Origin of the sequence: Rathayibacter sp. AY1C7, from assembly GCF_002931865.1 — a bacterium.
Taxonomy (GTDB): domain Bacteria; phylum Actinomycetota; class Actinomycetes; order Actinomycetales; family Microbacteriaceae; genus Rathayibacter.
In genome coordinates, this window is sequence record NZ_PSWB01000008.1 from 15,747 (window position 1) to 37,174 (window position 21,428).

Genomic DNA, 21,428 nt, shown 5'->3' on the forward strand with positions numbered 1-21,428 from the left:
CCCGGCGGAGCCGCGCCGGCGGAGGGTCAGTCGTCGCTGCGCGCTCCGAAGACGATCTCGTCCCAGCTCGGCATGGACGCCCGTCCCCTGCGGAGGCTCCCGCGCACGCCCGACGGCTGCTCGGGGACCGGGGGAGCGGTGCGCGGCGGCTCCGGTGCCTTCTCGACGGGAGGAGCGGCCTCGGCCTCGGGCTCCGGCTCCTCGCGGACGCGGAGGCTCGAGGCGTGATCGCGCTCGCCCCGGCGGCGCCGCAGGGCGTCGAGCAGGTCGGCGGTGTCGTTGAGGTTGCGCTCGCGCTGCTCCGTCGTGCTGGTGACGGGGCGGGGGAGCGTCGAGATCGGGCGCGGGGTCTCGGAGAGGGCCGGCTGCGGCTCCGTGTCGGAGGGGCGGACGGCGGCCGGCCGGGCGTGCGGCATCGCGGCGGGGCGGCCGGCGGTGGGGTGGTCGGCCCGGGCGGAGCGGCTCGGCGCCTCCGCGGACTCCGTGTCGAAGCGCGTGGCGAGCTCGTCGACGGCGGCGGGGATGACGGCGCGCAGGCGCGGGATGAGGGTCGGCCGGATCTCACCCTGCTGCGAGAGCGTGATCGCCTCGGAGGTCAGCGGCGACAGCAGCGCCTTCCGCGGGTCGAAGCGCCAGCGGGCGTCGTGGTCGATCTCGTCCGAGCGGAAGAGGAGCTTGACGACCCAGCCCTCCTCCTCCTTCCAGCTCGACCACTGCTCGCCCTCGGCGCCGAGCGACGCGAGGCGGTCGCGGATGACATCGCCGAAGGGCGTGCCCTCCTCGAGGGGATCGGGGTCGGTGGTCGTGTAGACGCGCACGGCGAGAGCGGACGCGACGATGTGCTCGCGCTCGGCCGTGACGGGTCCCTCGAAGCGCTGGACGTAGCCCAGGTCGGCGCCCGTGAGCTCGGCGACCTCCTCGGCGGAGAGCCCGGAGCGGATGTGGGCCTGGATCTCGCGGGGGGAGACGCGCTTCTCGCGCGGCGGGAGGGTGTGGACCCGCGGCCGCAGCTGGCTCTGCAGCGTCTCGTCGATGCGGACCGAGAAGCGCTCGCCGCCCTCGGACACGAGGACGAGCGATCCGCCCTCGACGCCGATCACCTTCAGTTCCATCATCGTGGGGACCCTCCTTCTGGACGCGGACCGGGCAAGGATGCCACGCGCCCGGGCGATCGGCCGGGAATACCCCGGGCGGGTCGAAAGTTGGTGCGGAAGGAGGCGGGGCGAGCGGGTGTCAAGAGCCGTTCGAGGTGGTTTGCGAATCGATGCGTCGTGATGCACACTGACCCCGCCGATTTGTTGAACAGCAGAAATAAGAAGTGGATGGGAATGGCTACGGACTACGACGCCCCCCGCAAGACCGATGACGACTCCGAGTCGATCGAGGCCCTGAAGGAGCGAGTCCCCGACAAGATGTCCGGAGTCGTCGACGTCGATGACGCCGACAACCCGGGCGGATTCGAACTGCCCGGTGCCGATCTGTCCGACCTCGATCTGGACGTCGTGGTCCTTCCGCCCCAGGCGGACGAGTTCACGTGCGTGAGCTGCTTCCTCGTGAAGCACCGCTCGCAGATCGACCACGAGGAGAAGCTCGGACCGATCTGCCTGGAGTGCGCCGCTTAAGCGCCTCCCGGCTCCGAAGGACGACCGCTCCGTCGCCGTGATCCCCGGATCGCGGCGACGATGTCGTCCGGGCGGCGAGTGGAGACCAGCCAGTACGGCGTCGGGTCGGCCGGATCCTCGATCGGGACCCGCACCACCTCCTTCACCCAGCCGCGGATGACCAGGTACGCCCGCGCGTCCAGGCGCGTCCCGCGCTCGGCGAACGCCTGGTCCCCCGAGTAGGAGGACGGCTCGCCCACGAGGTCCAGCGGGATGTGCGCGCGGCCGGCGCGCAGCTCCCCCTCCGCCACCTCGATCACGGGGGAGAGCGCCAGCAGCGACAGCACGCAGCCCGCGTACAGAACGACCGCGACGATCACCCCCACCGCGAGGTCGATAGGCGCGAACACCAGGATGCTGGCGGGGATCACGAGGGCGGTGGCGACGAAGAGCCAGGGCGCTGGCCACAGCCTCTCTCGGTAGGACGGCATGACCCTATTGGATCAGACGTTTGGTCTACCCTCGTCACGTGCCTGCAACCGTCGACGTCCCGATCACCGCGGACCGGCTCCCCTCCTACGCCCGTCCGGGCGACGCGGGAGCCGATCTCCACTCGACGGAGGACGTGGTGCTCGCCCCCGGTGAGCGCGCCTCCGTCGGCACCGGGGTGGCCGTCGCCCTCCCGGAGGGCCACGCCGGCTTCGTCGTCCCCCGCAGCGGGCTGGCCTTCAGGCACGGCATCACCGTCGTCAACGCCCCCGGAACGATCGACGCGGGCTACCGCGGCGAGATCCGGGTGGCGCTGCTGAACACCGACAGCCGCGAGACGTACCGCGTCTCGGCGGGGGACCGGATCGCGCAGCTCGTGATCGTCCCCGTCGTCCAGGCGAGGTTCACGGCCGTCGACGAGCTTCCCGAGTCGGTCCGCGGCACGGGCGGCTTCGGATCCACCGGGTACGCCGCCGGCGCCCAGGAGACCAGAATCCACGAGGAGAGCGCATGAGCGACATCCAGTCCACGACCGGCGAGGCCGCCGAGCCCGTCCAGCAGGACTTCGAGAAGTCGGCGCCGGAGGACCGCGCGGAGGCCGGGCCCCTGGACGAGCGCGAGGCCAACCCGGTCCGCCCCTACATCGACCTCGGCGGGGTGAAGGTGCTTCCCCGCGAGGGCATGCACATCCGCCTCGAGGTCGAGGAGGGGACCAAGCGCGTCATCGCCGTCGGCCTCGACTACGCAGGGTCGACGCTGCAGGTGCAGCCCTTCTCCGCGCCGCGCTCCTCGGGCCTCTGGCACGAGATCCGCGGCCAGATCGCCGAGCAGATCGGCCGTCAGGGCGGATCGACGACGGAGCGCGACGGCGTCTTCGGTCCGGAGCTCGTCGCCGAGCTCCCGATCGCCGGCGGCCAGACCCGCGTCGCCCGGTTCATCGGCGTCGACGGTCCGCGCTGGTTCCTCCGCGGCGTGATCGCCGGAGCCGGAGCCGTCGACGAGCAGGCGGCCGCCTCGGTCGAGGAGCTCTTCCGCAGCATCGTCGTGGTCCGCGGCAGCGGCCCGATGCCTCCGCGCGACCTGATCCCGCTGAAGGTGCCGACCGGCAGCCAGACCCAGCAGAGCGCGAGCTGACCGGCATGGAGCCGGTGCGGCCCGAGGACCCGGCCCGATCGGAGGAGCCGGTCCGGCCCGAGGTGGGCGACGCGATCGCGCAGGCCGCCCGCCGCTCGGGACTCGGCGCGGTCGCCGACGGCGAGCCGTTCGACGGGAAGGCGCTGCTGCGCACCATGGGCGGCGTCCGGGGGATCCTCGAGGCCGTCGTGCCCGGCATAGCCTTCGTCCTGCTCTACACGGTCACCTCGGAGCTCGTGCTCTCGCTGGTCGCATCCGTCGGGCTCGCCGTGGCGTTCACGGTGGCGCGGGTGCTCGGCCGGACGCCGGTGATCCAGGCCGTCGGCGGACTGCTCGCCGTGGTGGTCTCGGCCGCACTGGCGCTGTTCACCGGGCGGGGCGTCGACAACTTCGCCCTGGGGCTGCTCACCAACCTCGTCTACGGGCTCGTCTTCCTCCTCTCCGTCCTCGTGCGCTGGCCCCTGATCGGCGTCGCCGCCGGCTTCCTGATGGGGGACGGCACCGCCTGGCGATCCGATCGGCGCAAGCGCCGCCTCTTCGGCGCCCTGACCCTCGCGTGGGCGGGGCTCTTCCTCCTGCGCCTGGCCGTGCAGTACCCGCTGTTCCTCGCCGAGGACACCACGGCGCTGGGCATCTGGAAGCTGGCGCTGGGCCTGCCCCTGTACGCGCCGCTGCTGGTGCTCACCGTGCTCGCCGTCCGGGCCGAGTACCGCGGAGCCGGCGAGCGCGCCGATGCGGGCGATGCTCCGGATCGTGCATAGAATTGTCTCGACGTCGAGATAAATAGCGCTCGCCTCCCCGCACCGTCGCGGCGAGGTCGACCGGGCGCCTCGGCGTCGAGGAGTTAGGTCCTCCTTGGTGGCAGGCCGCTGTGCGCGGTCGTCAAGATGAGGACGGAGAGCGGCGCCGCCCGTCGGCGGACGCTGCAGTCAGCGAAGGAGAGGGCGACGTGTCCGCGGTAGACAGCTTTGGATCGAAAGACACCCTGAAGGTCGGCTCGACCGACTACGAGGTATTCCGCATCGACCGGGTCCCCGGTCACGAGAAGCTCCCGTTCAGCCTCAAGGTGCTGCTCGAGAACCTCCTCCGCACGGAGGACGGCGCGAACATCACCGCCGACCACATCCGCGCCCTCGGCGAGTGGGTCCCGGAGTCGGAGCCCGACACCGAGATCCAGTTCACGCCGGCCCGCGTGGTCATGCAGGACTTCACCGGCGTGCCCTGCATCGTCGACCTCGCCACGATGCGCGAGGCCGTCGCTGCACTGGGCGGCGACGCGAACCGGATCAACCCGCTCGCGCCCGCCGAGATGGTCATCGACCACTCCGTCATCGCCGACCTCTTCGGCACCGAGGACGCGCTCGAGCGCAACGTCGAGCTCGAGTACGAGCGCAACGGCGAGCGGTACCAGTTCCTCCGCTGGGGCCAGACCGCATTCGACGACTTCAAGGTCGTCCCGCCCGGAACCGGCATCGTGCACCAGGTCAACATCGAGTACCTGGCCCGCGTCACCATGACCCGCGAGGTGGGCGGTGCGCTGCGCGCCTACCCCGACACCTGCGTCGGCACCGACTCGCACACGACGATGGTCAACGGCCTCGGCGTGCTCGGCTGGGGCGTCGGCGGCATCGAGGCCGAGGCCGCGATGCTCGGCCAGCCCGTCTCGATGCTCATCCCGAAGGTCGTCGGCTTCAAACTCACCGGCTCGATCCCGACCGGCGTGACCGCGACGGACGTCGTGCTCACCATCACGCAGATGCTGCGCAAGCACGGCGTGGTCGGCAAGTTCGTCGAGTTCTACGGGGCCGGCGTCGCCGCGGTGCCGCTCGCGAACCGCGCCACCATCGGCAACATGAGCCCCGAGTTCGGCTCCACCGCCGCGATGTTCCCCATCGACGACGTGACCCTCGACTACCTGCGCCTCACCGGCCGCAGCGACGAGCAGATCGCCCTCGTCGAGCAGTACTCCAAGCTGCAGAAGCTCTGGCACGACCCCGCGGTCGAGCCGGTCTTCAGCGAGTACCTCGAGCTCGACCTCGGCACCGTCGTCCCCTCGATCGCCGGCCCGAAGCGCCCGCAGGACCGGATCGAGCTCTCGTCCGCCAAGACGCAGTTCGAGTCGGATCTCACCAACTACGCGGACGTCTCGCACGACATCGTCGACCTGACCATCGCGGAGTCGTTCCCCGCCTCCGACCCCGGAGAGCTGCAGCCGCAGGACGAGCACAGCAGCCACGAGCACACCCACCGCTCGCACGCGCCGGCGACCGCCTCCAAGCCGACCACGGTCGAGCTCGGCGAGGGCGGGACCTTCACGATCGATCACGGCGCCGTCGCGATCGCGGCGATCACCTCGTGCACCAACACGTCGAACCCGTCCGTCATGCTCGCGGCCGGCCTGCTGGCCCGCAACGCAGCGCAGAAGGGCCTGAAGGCCAAGCCGTGGGTGAAGACCACGCTGGCACCCGGGTCGAAGGTCGTCACCGACTACTACGAGAAGGCCGGCCTGACCGAGTCGCTCGAGGCTCTCGGCTTCTACACGGTCGGCTACGGCTGCACGACCTGCATCGGCAACTCCGGCCCGCTGCTCGAGGAGATCTCGGCCGCGGTGCAGGACAACGACCTCGCCGTGACCGCCGTGCTCTCGGGCAACCGCAACTTCGAGGGCCGCATCAACCCGGACGTGAAGATGAACTACCTGGCGAGCCCCCCGCTCGTCATCGCCTACGCGCTCGCCGGCTCGATGAACTTCGACTTCGAGGTCGACGCGCTCGGCACCGACTCCGACGGCAACGACGTGTTCCTCAAGGACATCTGGCCCGACGCGGCCGAGGTGCAGGCGACGATCGACTCGTCGATCGACAAGTCGATGTTCGACACGCAGTACGCGGGCGTGTTCGACGGCGACGAGCGCTGGCGCGCGCTGCAGACCCCCGAGGGCTCGATCTTCGAGTGGGACGAGTCGTCGACCTACGTGCGGAAGCCCCCGTACTTCGACGGCATGACGATGGAGACGACCCCGGTCACCGACATCGCCGGTGCCCGCGTGCTCGCCAAGCTCGGCGACTCCGTCACGACCGACCACATCAGCCCCGCCGGCTCGATCAAGGCCGACAGCCCCGCCGGCCGCTACCTCGACGAGCACGGCATCGACCGCAAGGACTACAACTCCTACGGCTCGCGCCGCGGCAACCACGAGGTGATGATCCGCGGCACGTTCGCGAACATCCGCCTGCGCAACCAGCTGCTCGACGGCGTGGAGGGCGGCTACACCCGCGACTTCACCCAGCCGGACGCCCCGCAGTCGTTCATCTACGACGCGTCGCAGAACTACCAGGCCGAGGGCACCCCGCTCGTCATCCTGGGCGGCAAGGAGTACGGCTCCGGCTCGTCGCGCGACTGGGCGGCCAAGGGCACGAGCCTGCTGGGCGTCAAGGCGGTCATCGTCGAGAGCTTCGAGCGGATCCACCGCTCGAACCTCATCGGCATGGGCGTCGTCCCGCTGCAGTTCCCCGCGGGCGAGAGCTGGGAGTCGCTGGGCCTGGACGGCACCGAGTCGATCAGCATCTCGGGCATCGAGGAGCTGAACGAGGGCGTCACCCCCAAGACGGTGCACGTCGTCGCCGAGCCGACCGAGCACTCGGCCGAGGGCAAGCGGACCGTCGAGTTCGACGCGGTCGTCCGCATCGACACCCCCGGTGAGGCGGACTACTACCGCAACGGCGGCATCCTGCAGTACGTGCTGCGCTCGCTCGTCTAGATCAGCCGCAGAGCGTGTGCGCCTTCCCTGCGGGGGAGGCGCACACGCGTTCCCGGGGGCCCCGTGCGTAGACTCGGGAGACGTCCCCACCTCGCTCACGACCCCGGAAGGCGGCGCGCATGGCTGTTCTCGAGACCATCGGCGGTCCTCGCGATCTCGATCGCCTGACCGCGGCCGAGCTCGAGACGCTGGCGCAGGAGATCCGCGACTTCCTCGTGCGCGAGGTCTCGAAGACCGGCGGCCACCTGGGGCCGAATCTCGGCGTCGTCGAGACGACCATCGCGATCCACCGGGTCTTCGACTCGCCGCACGACGCGATCGTGTTCGACACCGGTCACCAGTCCTACGTCCACAAGCTGCTCACCGGTCGCCAGGACTTCTCGAAGCTCCGGCAGCGCGGCGGCCTCGCCGGCTACCCGCAGCGGAGGGAGTCGCCGCACGACATCGTCGAGAGCTCGCACGCCTCCAGCTCGCTGTCCTGGGCGGACGGGATCTCCCGCGCCTTCACGATGACCGGCCAGACCGACCGCCACGTCGTCGCGGTCGTGGGCGACGGCGCCCTCACCGGCGGCATGACCTGGGAGGCGCTGAACAACATCAGCGACGACAACTCCCGCGGGCTGGTCATCGTGGTCAACGACAACGGGCGCTCCTACGCCCCGACCATCGGCGGCATGGCCCGCTTCCTCAACGGCGTCCGCACGCGGCCGACCTACCGCACGATGCACCGCGGCTCCCGGGCCGTCTCGGAGCGGCTGGGCGGCCCCACCGCCGCCGTCTACCGCGGCGTGCGCGGCGGGCTCCACGGCTTCCTCAGCCGCTTCATCAACAACGAGGCGCTCTACTCCAACCTCGACATCAAGTACCTGGGGCCGATCGACGGACACGACCTGACGGCGATGGAGGAGGCCCTCCAGCAGGCGAAGGACTACGGCCAGCCGGTCATCGTCCACGCGATCACCCAGAAGGGCAAGGGCTTCGGTCCGGCCGTGCACGACCTCGCCGACCAGTTCCACGCCGTCGGGCAGATCGACCCCGAGACGGGCGAGTCGCTGAGCGCGGCCGGGGCCCGATCGTGGACCTCGGTGTTCGCCGAGGAGATCGTCGCCCTGGCCGACGAGGACCCGACGATCGTCGGCATCACGGCCGCCATGCTCCGGCCCGTCGGTCTCGACCGCCTCGCGGAGAAGTACCCGGAGCGCGTCTTCGACGTCGGCATCGCGGAGCAGCACGCCGTGACCTCGGCCGCCGGTCTCGCCTTCGGCGGGCTGCATCCGGTCGTCGCGCTGTACGCCACCTTCGTGAACCGCGCCTTCGACCAGGTGCTGATGGACGTCGCACTGCACCGCGCGGGCGTCACCTTCGTGCTGGACCGTGCCGGAGTCACCGGGCCCGACGGTCCGAGCCACCACGGCATGTGGGATCTGGCGATCCTGCAGGTCGTCCCGAACATCCGCCTCGCCGCTCCGCGCGACTCCGTGCGCCTGCGCGAGGAGCTGCGCGAGGCCGTGGGCGTCACCGACGCGCCGACCGTGGTGCGCTTCTCGAAGGGGAGCGTCGGCGACGAGATCGACGCCGTCGAGCGCCTCGGCGACGGGGTCGACGTGCTTGCCCGCGCCGAGCGCAAGGACGTGCTGCTGGTCACGGTCGGGCCGATGGCCGCGATGGGTCTCGAGGTCGCCCAGCGGCTCGCGGCCCAGGGCATCGGAGCCACCGTCGTCGACCCCCGCTGGGTCGTGCCCGTGCCCACCAGCATCATCGAGCTCGCCCGCGAGCACCGCATCGTCGTCTCGATCGAGGACGGGGTGCGCGTCGGCGGGATCGGCACGCGCATCCGCCAGGACCTGCGCGAGGCCGGCGTGGACACCGCGGTGACCGAGCTCGGGCTGCCCGACCAGTTCCTCGACCACGCCAAGCGCGAGGAGATCCTCGAGGACGTCGGACTCACTCCCCAGCACATCGCTCGCGACGTCGTCGCGCAGGTGCTGGGCAGCAAGATCCCGGTCGCCCGTCCGCTCCCGGACGAGGTCGAGGCCCGGGACGACGCCCGCAGCGACTGATCGGCCGTCGGGACCCCTCCCGCAGGCGACGCGCGGAAGGGGCGCCGGATCAGATCCGGCGCCCCTTCCGCGTCACTGCACTCCGCGTCAGTCGACGCCGCGGATCGCGGGGTGGTGGAACGTGTCCCCGAACGCCCGCTCGCTCGCGCCGACCCGGTCGAGGTAGGGCGTGAGCCCGCCCATCTGGAACGGGTAGCCCGCGCCGAGGATCAGGCAGAGGTCGATGTCCTCCGCGGCGTGCACGACGTCGTCGTCCAGCATCCGCTTGACCTCGTCCGCGAGACCCGTCTCGACGCGCAGCCGCAGCTGCTCGGCCGTCATCGGCTCCGTGCTCCCGGCGACGATCGCGACCGCGCGCTTGTCGACGCCCTTCACACGCCCCTTCGCGTCGCGCTCGAAGACGTGGCCGAGCTCGGCGAGGCGGTGCAGGTTGGGGCTGTCGAAGAAGCGGTCGGGGAACGCGGCGTGGTGGGTGTCGAGCACGTGCGCGCCGACCTTGAGGCCCACCAGCTCGAGCAGCTCGAACGGGGTCATCGGCAGGCCGAACGGAGCCAGCGACTGCTCGACGACCTCGAAGGGAGTGCCCGTGTCGACCGCGTGCATCGCCTCGCCCAGGACCTTCGCCAGCACGCGGTTCACCACGAAGCCCGGGGTGTCGCGCGTGATGACGGCGTTCTTCTTGAGCTTCGCGGCGGTGACCATCGCCGTCGAGAGGGTCTCGTCGTCGGTGTGCGGTGTCCGGACCACCTCGATCAGCGGCATGACCGCGACCGGGTTGAAGAAGTGGAAGCCGACGAGGCGCTCCGGGTGCTCCAGCCGCTCGCCGATGCGCTCGACGGAGAGGGACGAGGTGTTGGTCGCGAGCACCGCCGTGGGCGAGACGTAGCGCTCGATGTCGGCGAACACCTCCTGCTTCACCGACAGCTCCTCGAAGACCGCCTCGATCACCCAGTCGGCGTCGGCGAAGTCGGAGCGGTCGGTCGTGCCGGTGATCAGCGCGCGGAGGCGGTTCGCGTCGTCGGGGGAGACGCGTCCCTTCGCCAACAGCGCGTCGATCTCGGCGCGGATGCCCGCGACGCCCTTGTCGACCCGCTCCTGGTCGAGGTCGGTGATGACCACCGGCACCTGGAGGCGGCGGAGGAAGAGCAGCGCGAACTGCGAGGCCATGAGGCCCGCGCCGACCACCCCGACCTTGGTGACGGGCTTGGCCAGCGCCCTGTCGGGCGCTCCCGCGGGACGCTTGGCGCGCTTCTGCACCAGATCGAACGCGTAGATGCTCGCGCGGAACTGGTCGCCCGAGATCAGGTCGGCCAGCGCCTCGTCCTCGGCGGCGAAGCCCTCCTCGCGCGTGGTGTTCTTCGCGGCCTTGAGCAGCTCCAGCGCGCGGTACGGAGACGCCGCGACCGTGCCGATCCGCGACTCCAGCTGCTTGCGCGCGATCGAGATCGCGACGTCCCACTTGACCAGCCGCTCCAGCTTGCCGGGCGCGTTCGGCCGCTCCACCTTCACGGAGCCGCCGATCACACCGTCGGCCCAGCGGAGCGAGTCCTCGAGGAAGGCGGCGGGCGGGAAGATCGCGTCGGCGATGCCGAGGTCGAACACCTCCTGGCCCTTGAGCGTGCGGTTGTTCTTCAGCGGGTTCTCGACGACGACCTTGAGGGCGTTCTCGATGCCGATCAGGTTCGGCAGGAGCCACGCGCCGCCCCAGCCGGGGATGATGCCGAGGAAGACCTCGGGGAGCCCGAGCGCGGGGATGGAGGAGTCGACGGTGCGGTAGTCGGCGTTCAGGCCGATCTCGGTGCCGCCGCCCAGGGCGAGGCCGTTGATGAAGGCGAAGGACGGCACGCCCAGCTCGGCCAGCATCCCCAGCGTGCGGTGGCCCAGGCGCGCCAGCTGGCGGCCGAGCTCACGGCTCGGGATGGCCCCGACCTTGCTGAGGTCGGCTCCCGCGGCGAGGATGAACGGCTTGCCGGTGATGCCGACCGCCTGGATCTCGCCGCGCGAGGCGCGCTCCTTCTGCGTGAGGAGGACGTCCGCCAGCTCGAAGAGCGACGCCGGCCCGAAGGTGTTGGGGCGGGTGTGGTCGCGGTCGTTGTCGAGCGTGATCAGGGCGAGCGTGCGGCCGCTGGGCAGCGGCACGTCGCGGACGTAGGAGTGGGTGACGACCTCGCCCTCGGCGAGGTCCACGAGGTTCTCGAATCCGTCGAGCATGGGTCAGCGTCCCTTCCGTCGTCCGCGCTTGCCGTCGTAGTGCGGGTTCTCCCAGATCACCGTGCCGCCCTGGCCGAGGCCGACGCAGAGGGCCGTCACGCCGTAGCGGACCTCGGGGTGCGACTCGAACTGCCGGGCCAGCTGGATCATCAGCCGGACCCCGGAGGAGGCGAGCGGGTGGCCGATCGCGATCGCTCCGCCGTACTCGTTGACGCGCGGGTCGTCGTCGTCGAGGCCGAAATGGTCGAGGAAGGAGAGCACCTGCACGGCGAACGCCTCGTTGAGCTCGAAGAGCCCGATGTCCTCGATGCCCAGGCCCGCCTTGCGGAGCGCCTTCTCGGTCGAGGGGACCGGGCCGATGCCCATGATCTCGGGCTCGACGCCGGCGTACGCGAAGCTCACCATCCGCATCTTCGCGGACAGGCCCAGCTCCTGCGCGGCGTCGGCGCTGGCCAGGAGCGACACCGTCGCTCCGTCGTTGAGCCCGGAGGAGTTGCCCGCGGTCACCCGGCCGTGGGGGCGGAACGGGGTCCGCAGGCCCGCGAGGCCCTCGAGGGTCGTCTCGGGGCGCGGTGCCTCATCGGCGGTCGCGAGGCCCCAGCCCGCGGCGCTGCGCGTGGCGACGGGGACGAGGTCCGGCTGGATGCTGCCGGCGGCGTACGCGGCGGCGAGCTTCTGCTGGCTCCGCAGGGCGTAGTGGTCGGCGCGCTCCTTCGTCAGGTGCGGGAAGCGGTCGTGGATCCGCTCCGCCGTGCGGCCCATGTTGAGCGCGTCCTCGCCGACGAGGCGCTCGGAGAGGAAGCGCGGGTTGGGGTCGGCGCCGAAGCCCATCGGGTGCCGGCCCATGTGCTCCACGCCGCCGGCGAGGACCACGTCGTAGGCGCCGAACGCGATGCCGCCCGCGGTCGCGGTGACCGAGGTCATCGCTCCGGCGCACATGCGGTCGATGGCGAAGCCGGGCACCGACTTCGGCAGCCCTGCGAGCAGCGCCGCCGTGCGGCCGAGGGTCAGGCCCTGGTCGCCCTGCTGGGTGGTGGCGGCGATCGCCACCTCGTCCACCCGCTCCTTCGGCAGCGCGCCGTTGCGCTCCAGCAGACCGATCATCGCCTTGACGACGAGGTCGTCGGCCCGGGTCTGCCAGTACATGCCCTTCTCGCCGGCACGCCCGAACGGAGTACGGACTCCGTCGACGAACACGACTTCGGATCTCTCGGCCACAATGCCTCCCAGGAACTCACGGTCGCCGTCGATCGTAGGAACCGGCACCGCGCAGCCGGAATCCTTTGCCGCTTCCTACGAAAGGGTTTCGGTGCCCTCGGCCGGCGCTTGGGCCGCTTCGACAAACGCGGTGGCGATCGAGCCCGACGTGGCCTCGACCTGCCAGGCACGGGCGCCGGCACGGGTGAGCTCCGCGGCGACCGACTCCGCGGTCAGCGGCTCGGGCGGGTTCCAGGCCACCCGGCGCAGCAGCTCCGGCGTGAGCAGGTTCTCGACCGGGAGCGAGAGCAGCTCGGCGATCTCGGTGACCACGGCGCGTCCCGCCTTCAGACGGGCGTCGGCGGCCGGGTTGCGATCGCCCCACGCCCGCGGAGGGGGGAGCGTGTCGGCGGCCGGGCGGGTCGGGCTCGGCAGGTCCTCGGTCGTCGTCCCGCGCTCGATCGCGGCCCACCAGCGCTCGACCTCGCCGCGGCTGGCGCGGCCGGTGAAATCGCGGCGGCCCGAGAGCTGGCCGATGCTGGTCGGGATGTTGCGGGCGACCGCGATGATCGAGGAGTCGGGGATCAGGCGGCCGGGAGCGATGTCGCGCTCGCGGGCGAACGCGTCCCGGGCCAGCCAGAGCTCGCGCGCCACGGCGAGGGGGCGCGGGCCGCGGAGCGAGTGCATGCCGGAGAGGCGGCGCCACGGATCCGGCGGGACCGCCTTCGGGGCGCGCGCGAGCGTCGCCTCGAACTCCTCGCGGGCGATGCGCGTCTTCCGCGCGGCGATGAGCATCTCCTCCATGCGGTCGCGGAGGTCCACGAGGAGCTCCACGTCCTTCGCGGCGTAGACGAGCCAGCTCTGGGGGAGGGGGCGGGTCGACCAGTCGGCGGCCGAGTGCTCCTTGGCCAGGTGGATGCCGAGGAGGTCCTCGACGACGGCGCCGAGGCCCACCTTGGGCAGTCCGAGGAGCCGGGCGGCGAGCTCGGTGTCGAAGATCCGCACCGGGTCCAGGCCCACCTCGCGCAGGCAGGCGAGATCCTGGCTGGCGGCGTGGAGGACCCACTCCTCCTGGCCGATGACCGCCTGCAGGGCGTCCATCCGGCCGATGGCGGGGGGATCGAAGAGGAACGCGCCGGCACCGCGCCGGTAGACCTGGATCAGGTACGCGCGCTGCGAGTAGGTGAAGCCGGAGGCGCGCTCGGCGTCGACGGCGACGGGGCCCTCGCCGGCGGCGAGGGCGTCGACCGCGGCGAGGAACTCGTCGGGCGTGGAGAGGACACGGTAATCAGTCACGGTTGTTCCGTCGGAAGGCGAGCGGGGTCACACCGTCGCTCGATACGGGCGGGAGACCCGCGAGCATGCACAACAGCTCCCCCCACCCTTCCACGTGAGCGGCGAGCTGCGCATCATCCGGGCTCCAGGAGGCGCGGATCTCGATCTGCGCACCGTCGCCCTGAGCGGCCAGCTCGCCGAAACCGGTGGAGAGCACCTTGGTGGCCGTGCCGGACGCGGCGGAATAGGAGGCGCCCCGCGCCCCGAGGGCGTCGATGAGCCAGGACCAGGCGACCTCGGCGAGGAACGGATCGGTGCCGATCTCGACCTCGAGCGGGGCCTGGGCGAAGCAGACGACACGGAAGGGGCCGCCCCACTGCTCGGGCTCCTCGGGGTCGTAGAGCAGGATGAAGCGCCCCGTGCCCAGCTCGGAGTCGCGTCCGTGCGCGTGCGGCGCGACGTCGCCCGACAGGGCGAGGGCCCAGGGCGCGAGACCCGACGGCGAGGCGATCTCGGAGACGGTGAGCTCGGCGCGCGTGGCAGCGACGCGGATCGACTCCGTCGCGACCCGGAACTCCTCGGGGAGCTGGGACGACGCTGGGAATTCGGGCACGATCGCAGACTAGGGTTCCGACGCGCCCGGGACGCGGAGGCACGCCGGGTGGGCGGCTCTCAGCGCGTGCGGCTCCAGCGGGCGTAGACGGCTCCGGAATCGTCCGCGGCCAGCAGCGTCAGGGCGTAGGCGTCGTCGACGACGGCCGTGCCCGTCGCGACCGGGAGGCCCGGGAGGACCACGCGCGGCGAGGTGGTGAGGCACAGCTCGTCGACCCGGCCCGAGGCGAGGAACTGGCCCGAGAGCGAGGCGCCGCCCTCGCAGACGACGCGGTGCAGGCCGAGCCCGGCGAGAGCCTCCAGGAGCTCGTCGACGCCGATCCGCTCCGAGGAGGACGGGACCGGGACGACCTCGACGCCGGCGGGGAGCCCCTCCACCGCGCCGCGCGACTCCGGCACCAGCAGCAGGACCCGGGAGCCCTCCTGCAGCTCCAGGCGGTGCCCGGCGAGATCGCCCGAGGCGGAGACGACGGCGAGCGGGACCCGCCGGGGGACGCGGTAGCCCTCGGCGCGGACGCTGGCGGCTCCGACGAGGACGACGTCGGCCTGCTCGCGGACGACTCCGAGGATCGTGCGGTCGACGCGGTTGGTGAGCGTCTCGCTCGTGCCGTCGGAGCCGGTGCTGGAGCCGGTGACGCTCGCGATCATGTTCAGGCGCACGCGCACCGCCTCGTCGGGACGCCAGGCGTCCGCGACCGCCGCTCGCGCGCCCTCCTCGCCGATCACGATCGGCGGACCGGCGGGGACGAGCGGCCGGAGGATCATGCGGCCAGGTGCGCGCGGACCTGCCGCTTGGTACGGCCGAGCAGCGCGGTCATGCCGCGCAGGCGCAGCGGCGAGACCGCCTCCGAGAGGCCGATGGTCTGCGGGAAGTCGTCGGGAACGGCGAGCACCTGCTCGGGGGTGAGCCCGGCCAGGCCCTGCGCCAGGATCGACGCGAAGCCGCGCGTCGTGGGCGCCTCGCGGGGAGCCGTGGCGTGCAGGTGCACGATCCCGCCCTCGACGTCGACGACGATGAAGACGGGCGCCTGGCACTCCTCCACGCGCTCGAAGAGGTCCGGGTGGTCGCGGTAGCGCTCGGGCAGGTCGGGGAGCTCGTTCGAGAACTCGAGCAGGAGCTGCAGGCGCTCCGGCTTCTCGAGGGCGAGGAACTCCTCGCGGATGTCGCGCAGAGCGTCGGGGAGCGTGGTGTCGGTCATCCGGTCCAGTGTCTCATCGGGGGAGGGGCGGCGGGCGGTCGCAGCGGAGGCCGGGAGCCCGGATCCGGCCCGTCGACGGGCGGATCGGCGCTCCCGGCCTCCGTCGTGACGCGTCAGCGGGCCGCGGGAGCCTCGCCGGGCTCGGCGCCCTGCACGATCGGGACGCGGACGGCGCTGCCCCACTCGGTCCAGGAGCCGTCGTAGTTGCGGACGCCCTCGAAGCCGAGGAGGTGGGTCAGCACGAACCAGGTGTGGGCGGAGCGCTCGCCGATCCGGCAGTAGGCGATGACGGAGTCGCCGTCCTTCAGCCCCGCGCCCTCGCGGTAGATGCCGTTCAGCTCGTCGAGGGGGCGGAAGGTGCCGTCCTCGGCGGCGGCCCTGCCCCAGGGCACGTTCTGCGCGCTGGGGATGTGACCGGCGCGCAGGGCGCCCTCCTCCGGGTAGGCCGGCGCCGTGGTGCGCTGCCCGGTGAACTCCTCCGGGGAGCGGACGTCGATCAGCGGGTTGCCGAAGTGCGCGAGGACGTCGTCCTTGAAGGCGCGGATCTCGGCGTCGCTGCGCTCGACGACGGGGTACTCGGCGGGCTCCGGGGAGGAGGCGTCCGTGGTCGTCGGGCGGCCCTCCGCGAGCCACTTGTCGCGACCGCCGTCGAGCAGACGGACGTCCTCGTGGCCGAAGAGGGTGAAGACCCAGAGCGCGTAGGCGGCCCACCAGTTGTTCTTGTCGCCGTAGACGACGACGGTGGTGTCGCGGGCGATGCCCTTGCCGCCGACGAGCGCGGCGAACGCGGCACCGTGGATGTAGTCGCGCTGCACCGGGTCGTTGAGGTCGGTGTGCCAGTCGATCTTGACGGAGCCGGGGATGTGGCCGGTCTCGTAGAGCAGGACGTCCTCGTCGGACTCGACGACGACGAGACCGGGAGTGCCGAGGCGCTGCTCGAGCCAGTCGGCGCTGACGAGCCGTTCGGGGTGCGCGTAGGAGGCGAACTTCGGCGACGGATCGGTTTCGACGGACAAGGAGGACCTCCAGGATGGTGCGCGGAGCGCGGGCGTGATTCCACGGCGGGCTACGCTGGAGCCCGCCCTTCAGCGACAGTACGCGTCCGCGGACGACGCCGCACGGAGGGCGCCGTAAGAGTTCGACACAGAACCGCGGCGGCTCCGTGCCCGGTGCGGCCGCCGCCACTGAGCGCACGGACCCCCGCCGTGCGCAGGATGCGAGACGCGAGTGAGCCCCGACGACGTCCGATCGACGAGCAGCCTGACCGCCCGCTCGCCCCAGATCAGCGGGCACGAGATCGCGTCGACGCTGGTGCCCCCGCGCCAGTTCGAGGGCGCCACCTTCGAGAGCTACCGTCCCGACCCGGAGTACCCCTCGCAGGCCGACGCGGTGGAGGCTCTCCGCGCGTTCGCCGCCGGCGGCGGATCCAAGGGCGGCGGAGGCGGCTTCCTGGGCTTCGGCCGGAAGAAGGCCCCCGCGGTCAAGCCGGGCGTGTACCTCGACGGCGGCTTCGGCGTCGGCAAGACCCACCTGCTCGCGGCGATCTGGCACGCGGTGCCGGGCCGCACCTACTTCGGGACGTTCATCGAGTACACCGCGCTCGTCGGCGCGCTCGGCTACGCGGCGACCGTCTCGCTCCTCAAGGGCTCGGCGCTCCTGTGCATCGACGAGTTCGAACTGGACGACCCGGGCGACACGATGCTGATGACGCGGCTCCTCGGCGAGCTGGTCGCCTCCGGGACCCGCATCGCCGCGACCTCGAACACCCCGCCCAACGCGCTGGGCGAGGGGCGCTTCGCCGCGGCGGATTTCCTCCGCGAGATCCAGTCGATGGCCGCCCACTTCGAGACGATGCGGATCGACGGCACCGACTACCGGCGCCGCGACATCGAGGGCCACGCCGTGGTGCGCACCGACGAGGAGATCGACGCTCTCGTCGCGGCCGCCCCCGCAGGCTCCGTCGTCACCGACGACCCGTTCGCGGACGCCGTGCACCACCTGGGCACCGTGCACCCCTCCCGCTACATCAAGGTGATCGACGGCGTCGACACCATCGTGCTCCGGGGTGTCACCGCTCTGACCGACCAGACCGACGCCCTGCGCCTCGTGGCCTTCATCGACCGGGTCTACGACGCGCAGATCCCGGTCCTCGCCTCCGGGACGCCCCTCGACGAGGTCTTCGGCGGCGACATGCTGAGCGGCGGCTACCGCAAGAAGTACCTGCGCTCGATGTCGCGGCTCATCGCGCTCACCTCGATGGCGCCCCGCTCCTAGGGGCGGATCCGCTCTCCTCCCGGCGTTCCCGGGGTCGTCGTCGTGCCGTCCGCCAGCGCGCCGTAACGCGCTTTTTACACAGGGGCCTCGGCCGTAACCTCCGCGAAACGCGGTGCCTCACGGGACGAAACCTCGCGCCACCAGACTGTCGGCTACCCGAGGTGACCCGACACCCGCGTGTCTCCAGGCCGTGCTCCGACGCAGCGTCCTCGCTCCGGGCTTTTCTCTGCACACTCACGAGAGGTTCAACAATGGATCAAGGCAATACCGCGTTCCTGCTCATCGCAGCCGCGCTGGTCCTGCTCATGACCCCCGGGCTCGCCTTCTTCTACGGCGGCCTGGTGCGTGCGAAGAGCGTCATCAGCATGATGATGCTCAGCTTCGGAGCCATGGGCCTCATCGGGGTCCTCTGGGTCCTGTACGGCTACGCGATCGCGTTCGGCAACGGCCCGTCCGGCCCCGCAGGGACCGACACCTTCGTCGGCATCGACGGCGTCCTCGGCATCGACACCGCCCAGATCGGCCTGCAGGGCATCTACAACGACGCGCTCGGCGAGCAGACGTCGGCCTACCCGACGCTGGCCTTCGCCGCGTTCCAGGCGACGTTCGCGATCATCACCGTCGCGCTCATCTCCGGCGCCATCGCGGACCGCGCGAAGTTCGGCGCCTGGATGGTCTTCGCCGGCGTCTGGGCCACCGTCGTCTACTTCCCGGTCGCCTCGTGGGTCTTCAACTTCACCCTCGGCGACGACGCCACCGTCGTCGACGGCGGCTGGATCGCCTACGGCGTCGGCGCGATCGACTTCGCGGGCGGCACCGCCGTCCACATCAACGCCGGAGCGGCGGCCCTCGCCCTCGCCCTGGTGCTCGGCAAGCGCGTCAACTTCACCAAGGGCGCGCACCAGCCGCACAACCCGCCGTTCGTGCTCCTGGGCGCCGGACTGCTGTGGTTCGGCTGGTTCGGCTTCAACGCCGGCTCCGAGCTCGCCGCCGACGGCATCGCGGCCGTCGCCTTCCTCAACACCATCGCCGCTCCGGCCGCCGCGATCCTCGGCTGGCTCGTCGTCGAGAAGATCAAGGACGGCAAGCCCACCTCGATCGGCGCCGCCTCGGGCGCGGTCGCGGGCCTCGTCGCGATCACCCCGGCGTGCGCCAGCCTGTCGCCGTTCTGGGCGATCGTCCTGGGCGTCATCACCGGAGCCGTCTGCGCCCTGGCGATCGACCTCAAGTACCGCCTCGGCTACGACGACTCGCTCGACGTGGTCGGCGTGCACCTGGTCGGCGGCCTCATCGGAACGCTCTACATCGGCTTCTTCGGCACCGGCGTGGGCCTGTTCCTCACCGGCGACGCGAGCCAGCTCGGCAAGCAGGCCCTCGCGGCCTTCACCGTCCTCGCCTACTCCTTCGTCATGACGCTCCTCATCGGCTGGATCATCCAGAAGACGATGGGCTTCCGTGTGAAGAACGAGGACGAGATCGCCGGCATCGACACGGCCATCCACGGCGAGGCGGGCTACGTCCTGGCGGACTGACCCCCTCCTCCGCAGCACCCGACGGGGTGCCGGCTCTCCGGAGCCGGCACCTCGTCGGCGCGTCCGGGACGGGCGACCGCCGGGCACGCCCCCGCGGGCGGGCGGCCGCGGATCCGGGCTAGGGTTCCGGGGTGCCCTCCTCGCGCTCGGTCGTGTCCCTGCTCCTCCGACTCCTCGGCCGCGCGGTCGCCCCGCGGCCGGACGCCGGGCCCCGCCCGCAGCGCCCGTACCTGAGCACGACGGCGCCGACGCCGGGCGCGAGCGGAGTGGGCCGCACCGTCGAGGTCGACCCGTCGCGGCTCCGCGGGGTCCGCCTGGGCTACGCGCCCACGCCCGACGGCGACCCGGACCCGGGCGAGGTCGTCTGGACCTGGGTCCCCTACGAGGAGGACGACGGCCGCGGCAAGGACCGCCCGGTGCTCGTGCTCGCGGTCGAGAAGTCGGGGACGGTTCTCGCCGTGCGGCTGAGCTCGAAGGAGCACTCCGACTACCTGGCCGTCGGCACCGGCGGCTGGGACCCGGACGGGCGCCCCAGCTGGGTCGACCCGGAGCGCGTGTTCCGCGTGCACCCCGCCGGGATGCGCCGCGAAGGAGCAGCTCTGGAGCGCGCTCGGTACGACGCCGTCGCCCGGGTGCTCTCGGCGCGGTACGGCTGGCACTGAGCGCTCGACGCCGTCGAGCGGCCACGAGTGGTCGCCGCTGACCGCCTCACGGGAGATCCCTGCCCGTCGAACGAGGGCCGTGCTCCTCGGAGGAGGCGTCAGACCGGGTCGATCGGCACGAAGCCCGCGTACTTCGCGGCGCGGCCGTCCCCGGAGGACGTGCCGGTGAGCCTGCGCTGCACCCACGGCGCGACGTGCTGCCGGTAGTACTGCACGGTTCCGCCGCGCCGGAGTGCGGCCTCGGGAGCGTCGGGCAGCGCGGCGGGCGGCGTGAGCCCGAGCGCCCGCAGGACCCGGTCGGCCACCCGCCGGTGTCCCCGCGGGCCGAGGTGCAGGCGGTCCTCCGACCACAGCGCCGGATCGGCGAAAGCGGGGTCGTGCCAGTTGTCGGCGACGACCACGTCGGTCCGGTGGCTCGTCCGGCGCAGGACGGCGTCGGTCAGCGCGTCCCCGCGGCGACGGATGAGCGAGCCGAGCGGGAGCCGCGGCGACGGATCGGCGCCGGCCAGGGCGATCAGCACGACGCCCTGCTCGTCGCAGCGCTCGAGGACGCGGAGGTAGGCGTCGGCGATCCGCTCGATGTCGGCCCGCGGGCGCAGCATGTCGTTGCCGCCGCCGTTGAAGGAGAGGTGGGTCGGACCCAGGGCGAGCGCGGGCTCGAGCTGCTCGGCGAGGATCGGCGCGATGAGCCGGCCCCGGATCGCGAGGTTCGCGTACTCGATCCGCTCACCCGTGGCCGCCGCCCATCCCGCGGCCGCCAGATCGGCCCAGCCGCGCGGGGTGCCGTCCGGCCGCTCGTCGCCGACGCCCTCGGTGAAGGAATCGCCGATCGCGACGTAGCGGACGGCCGTCATCGGCGGGTTCCGGAGGTGCGCATCGTGGCACTGTACCGCTCCGAGGCCGGGCTCAGGCGCGGCGCCTCAGCGGGGTGACCGGTGCCGAGCGGATGCTGCTGGGGCGGGCCGGAGTCGCAGCGCCCGGCGCTGCGGTGAGCAGCTCCTCCTCGGGCCGGGTGCCGGGCCGATGCTCGCGCTCGGGACGCGGGGCGGCCCGGAACCAGGCGGCCAGCGCGGAGGACCGGCGGTGCCTCCGGTGGTCGCGGTCCAGCTCGGCGGTGCCCCGGTAGCCGGAGCCCCGGGCGATGCGGTCGAGGCCGCCGAGAGCGACGGGGGTGCTCGCCATCAGGACGGCGGCCAGCTCGAGTCGGCGGAGGGCGAGGTGCTCGTCGAGGCCGAGCCCGTAGCAGCGGCGGAACCGCAGCCGCAGCAGCAGGGCGGGCATGCACAGGAGACGCGTGAGGTCCTTGTTCGTGACGCGGAGGCGCGGAATGCGTTCCGGGTGGCGCAGTGATCGGTGTCGGACCGGCGCGACCGGCGAGGGCTGTGCCATCGTCGGGAGGGGGCGGAGTCCCCGCCGATCCGG

At 72.1% G+C, this 21,428-nt stretch carries 20 protein-coding genes; 9 read left to right on the forward strand and 11 right to left on the reverse strand.

Annotation, left to right across the window (positions count from 1 at the left end; genetic code table 11):
• Nucleotides 1-26: 26 nt before the first annotated feature.
• Entirely contained in the window at nt 27-1,115 is a 1,089-nt protein-coding gene (sepH, locus tag C5C69_RS06015) for a septation protein SepH (RefSeq protein WP_104232567.1), read from the reverse strand.
• Nucleotides 1,116-1,328: 213 nt separating this feature from the next.
• Between sepH and C5C69_RS06020 the strand changes: the two genes are divergently transcribed.
• Nucleotides 1,329-1,622 carry a DUF4193 domain-containing protein gene (locus tag C5C69_RS06020; RefSeq protein ID WP_055792269.1) on the forward strand — a complete coding sequence of 98 codons (294 nt, stop codon included), beginning with the start codon at nt 1,329-1,331 and terminating at the stop codon, nt 1,620-1,622.
• Here the strand turns inward: C5C69_RS06020 and C5C69_RS06025 are convergent.
• Complete coding sequence (locus C5C69_RS06025) at nt 1,619-2,092, reverse strand: DUF3093 domain-containing protein (RefSeq protein WP_104232568.1); 474 nt, start codon at nt 2,090-2,092, stop codon at nt 1,619-1,621. The two genes, C5C69_RS06020 and C5C69_RS06025, sit on opposite strands and share 4 nt — an antisense overlap.
• A gap of 38 nt (nt 2,093-2,130) precedes the next feature.
• Here C5C69_RS06025 and dut point away from each other — a divergent pair, with 38 nt between their 5' ends.
• The 5 genes from dut to dxs all read left to right on the forward strand — a co-directional run bounded on the left by dut (nt 2,131) and on the right by dxs (nt 9,044).
• On the forward strand, nt 2,131-2,604 hold the full coding sequence (dut, locus tag C5C69_RS06030) for a dUTP diphosphatase (protein WP_104222105.1): 474 nt from the start codon (nt 2,131-2,133) through the stop codon (nt 2,602-2,604).
• On the forward strand, nt 2,601-3,224 hold the full coding sequence (locus tag C5C69_RS06035; RefSeq protein WP_104232569.1) for a DUF3710 domain-containing protein: 624 nt from the start codon (nt 2,601-2,603) through the stop codon (nt 3,222-3,224). Before dut ends, C5C69_RS06035 begins: the two co-directional genes overlap by 4 nt.
• Before the next feature lie 5 nt (nt 3,225-3,229).
• Nucleotides 3,230-3,985 (forward strand): DUF3159 domain-containing protein, encoded by a 756-nt coding sequence (locus C5C69_RS06040; protein ID WP_104222101.1) that lies wholly within the window; start codon nt 3,230-3,232, stop codon nt 3,983-3,985.
• Between the two features lie 188 nt (nt 3,986-4,173).
• The gene (acnA, locus tag C5C69_RS06045; RefSeq protein WP_104222099.1) at nt 4,174-6,984 is read left to right on the forward strand and encodes an aconitate hydratase AcnA; all 2,811 of its coding nucleotides are present in this window, start codon (nt 4,174-4,176) and stop codon (nt 6,982-6,984) included.
• A gap of 119 nt (nt 6,985-7,103) precedes the next feature.
• Nucleotides 7,104-9,044, forward strand: coding sequence for a 1-deoxy-D-xylulose-5-phosphate synthase (dxs, locus tag C5C69_RS06050; RefSeq protein ID WP_104257522.1), 1,941 nt, complete (start codon nt 7,104-7,106; stop codon nt 9,042-9,044).
• 87 nt (nt 9,045-9,131) lie between these two features.
• Here dxs and C5C69_RS06055 read toward each other — a convergent pair whose 3' ends face one another.
• The 7 genes from C5C69_RS06055 to C5C69_RS06085 all read right to left on the reverse strand — a co-directional run bounded on the left by C5C69_RS06055 (nt 9,132) and on the right by C5C69_RS06085 (nt 16,554).
• A complete protein-coding gene (locus C5C69_RS06055; protein WP_104257523.1) occupies nt 9,132-11,255 on the reverse strand; it encodes a 3-hydroxyacyl-CoA dehydrogenase NAD-binding domain-containing protein in 2,124 nt (707 codons plus the stop codon).
• Between the two features lie 3 nt (nt 11,256-11,258).
• Entirely contained in the window at nt 11,259-12,473 is a 1,215-nt protein-coding gene (locus C5C69_RS06060) for a thiolase family protein (RefSeq protein ID WP_104250321.1), read from the reverse strand.
• A 75-nt stretch (nt 12,474-12,548) separates the two neighbouring features.
• Nucleotides 12,549-13,748, reverse strand: a complete 1,200-nt coding sequence (locus C5C69_RS06065; protein WP_104257524.1) for a ribonuclease D — start codon at nt 13,746-13,748, stop codon at nt 12,549-12,551.
• Nucleotides 13,741-14,340 (reverse strand): DUF3000 domain-containing protein, encoded by a 600-nt coding sequence (locus tag C5C69_RS06070; RefSeq protein ID WP_104257525.1) that lies wholly within the window; start codon nt 14,338-14,340, stop codon nt 13,741-13,743. Before C5C69_RS06070 ends, C5C69_RS06065 begins: the two co-directional genes overlap by 8 nt.
• A gap of 59 nt (nt 14,341-14,399) precedes the next feature.
• The gene (locus tag C5C69_RS06075) at nt 14,400-15,104 is read right to left on the reverse strand and encodes a dihydrofolate reductase family protein (protein WP_104222088.1); all 705 of its coding nucleotides are present in this window, start codon (nt 15,102-15,104) and stop codon (nt 14,400-14,402) included.
• A complete protein-coding gene (locus C5C69_RS06080; protein WP_104222086.1) occupies nt 15,101-15,538 on the reverse strand; it encodes a SufE family protein in 438 nt (145 codons plus the stop codon). Before C5C69_RS06080 ends, C5C69_RS06075 begins: the two co-directional genes overlap by 4 nt.
• 113 nt (nt 15,539-15,651) lie before the next feature.
• Nucleotides 15,652-16,554, reverse strand: coding sequence for a sulfurtransferase (locus C5C69_RS06085; protein WP_104225237.1), 903 nt, complete (start codon nt 16,552-16,554; stop codon nt 15,652-15,654).
• A gap of 211 nt (nt 16,555-16,765) precedes the next feature.
• Here C5C69_RS06085 and zapE point away from each other — a divergent pair, with 211 nt between their 5' ends.
• The 3 genes from zapE to C5C69_RS06100 all read left to right on the forward strand — a co-directional run bounded on the left by zapE (nt 16,766) and on the right by C5C69_RS06100 (nt 20,006).
• Nucleotides 16,766-17,812, forward strand: coding sequence for a cell division protein ZapE (gene zapE, locus C5C69_RS06090; RefSeq protein ID WP_104222082.1), 1,047 nt, complete (start codon nt 16,766-16,768; stop codon nt 17,810-17,812).
• Between the two features lie 251 nt (nt 17,813-18,063).
• Entirely contained in the window at nt 18,064-19,344 is a 1,281-nt protein-coding gene (locus tag C5C69_RS06095) for an ammonium transporter (protein ID WP_104222080.1), read from the forward strand.
• Between the two features lie 131 nt (nt 19,345-19,475).
• Nucleotides 19,476-20,006 (forward strand): type II toxin-antitoxin system PemK/MazF family toxin, encoded by a 531-nt coding sequence (locus tag C5C69_RS06100; protein ID WP_167299028.1) that lies wholly within the window; start codon nt 19,476-19,478, stop codon nt 20,004-20,006.
• 98 nt (nt 20,007-20,104) lie between these two features.
• On the opposite strand, the gene C5C69_RS06105 is transcribed toward C5C69_RS06100, so the two are convergent.
• Both C5C69_RS06105 and C5C69_RS06110 read right to left on the reverse strand, forming a co-directional pair.
• Nucleotides 20,105-20,860, reverse strand: a complete 756-nt coding sequence (locus tag C5C69_RS06105; RefSeq protein ID WP_104225240.1) for an SGNH/GDSL hydrolase family protein — start codon at nt 20,858-20,860, stop codon at nt 20,105-20,107.
• A 52-nt stretch (nt 20,861-20,912) separates the two neighbouring features.
• A complete protein-coding gene (locus C5C69_RS06110) occupies nt 20,913-21,287 on the reverse strand; it encodes a hypothetical protein (RefSeq protein ID WP_104257526.1) in 375 nt (124 codons plus the stop codon).
• Nucleotides 21,288-21,428 lie beyond the last annotated feature (141 nt).

What these genes read in the sequence shown, in the direction of transcription:
- C5C69_RS06040 (WP_104222101.1), top strand. Translation starts at nt 3,230, where the DNA reads ATGGAGCCGGTGCGGCCCGAGGACCCGGCCCGATCGGAGGAGCCGGTC.
- C5C69_RS06055 (WP_104257523.1), bottom strand. Translation starts at nt 11,255, where the DNA reads ATGCTCGACGGATTCGAGAACCTCGTGGACCTCGCCGAGGGCGAGGTC.
- C5C69_RS06110 (WP_104257526.1), bottom strand. Translation starts at nt 21,287, where the DNA reads ATGCCCGCCCTGCTGCTGCGGCTGCGGTTCCGCCGCTGCTACGGGCTC.
- C5C69_RS06075 (WP_104222088.1), bottom strand. Translation starts at nt 15,104, where the DNA reads ATGATCCTCCGGCCGCTCGTCCCCGCCGGTCCGCCGATCGTGATCGGC.
- C5C69_RS06025 (WP_104232568.1), bottom strand. Translation starts at nt 2,092, where the DNA reads ATGCCGTCCTACCGAGAGAGGCTGTGGCCAGCGCCCTGGCTCTTCGTC.
- C5C69_RS06035 (WP_104232569.1), top strand. Translation starts at nt 2,601, where the DNA reads ATGAGCGACATCCAGTCCACGACCGGCGAGGCCGCCGAGCCCGTCCAG.
- C5C69_RS06095 (WP_104222080.1), top strand. Translation starts at nt 18,064, where the DNA reads ATGGATCAAGGCAATACCGCGTTCCTGCTCATCGCAGCCGCGCTGGTC.
- C5C69_RS06020 (WP_055792269.1), top strand. Translation starts at nt 1,329, where the DNA reads ATGGCTACGGACTACGACGCCCCCCGCAAGACCGATGACGACTCCGAG.
- C5C69_RS06105 (WP_104225240.1), bottom strand. Translation starts at nt 20,860, where the DNA reads ATGACGGCCGTCCGCTACGTCGCGATCGGCGATTCCTTCACCGAGGGC.
- C5C69_RS06080 (WP_104222086.1), bottom strand. Translation starts at nt 15,538, where the DNA reads ATGACCGACACCACGCTCCCCGACGCTCTGCGCGACATCCGCGAGGAG.
- sepH (WP_104232567.1), bottom strand. Translation starts at nt 1,115, where the DNA reads ATGATGGAACTGAAGGTGATCGGCGTCGAGGGCGGATCGCTCGTCCTC.
- dxs (WP_104257522.1), top strand. Translation starts at nt 7,104, where the DNA reads ATGGCTGTTCTCGAGACCATCGGCGGTCCTCGCGATCTCGATCGCCTG.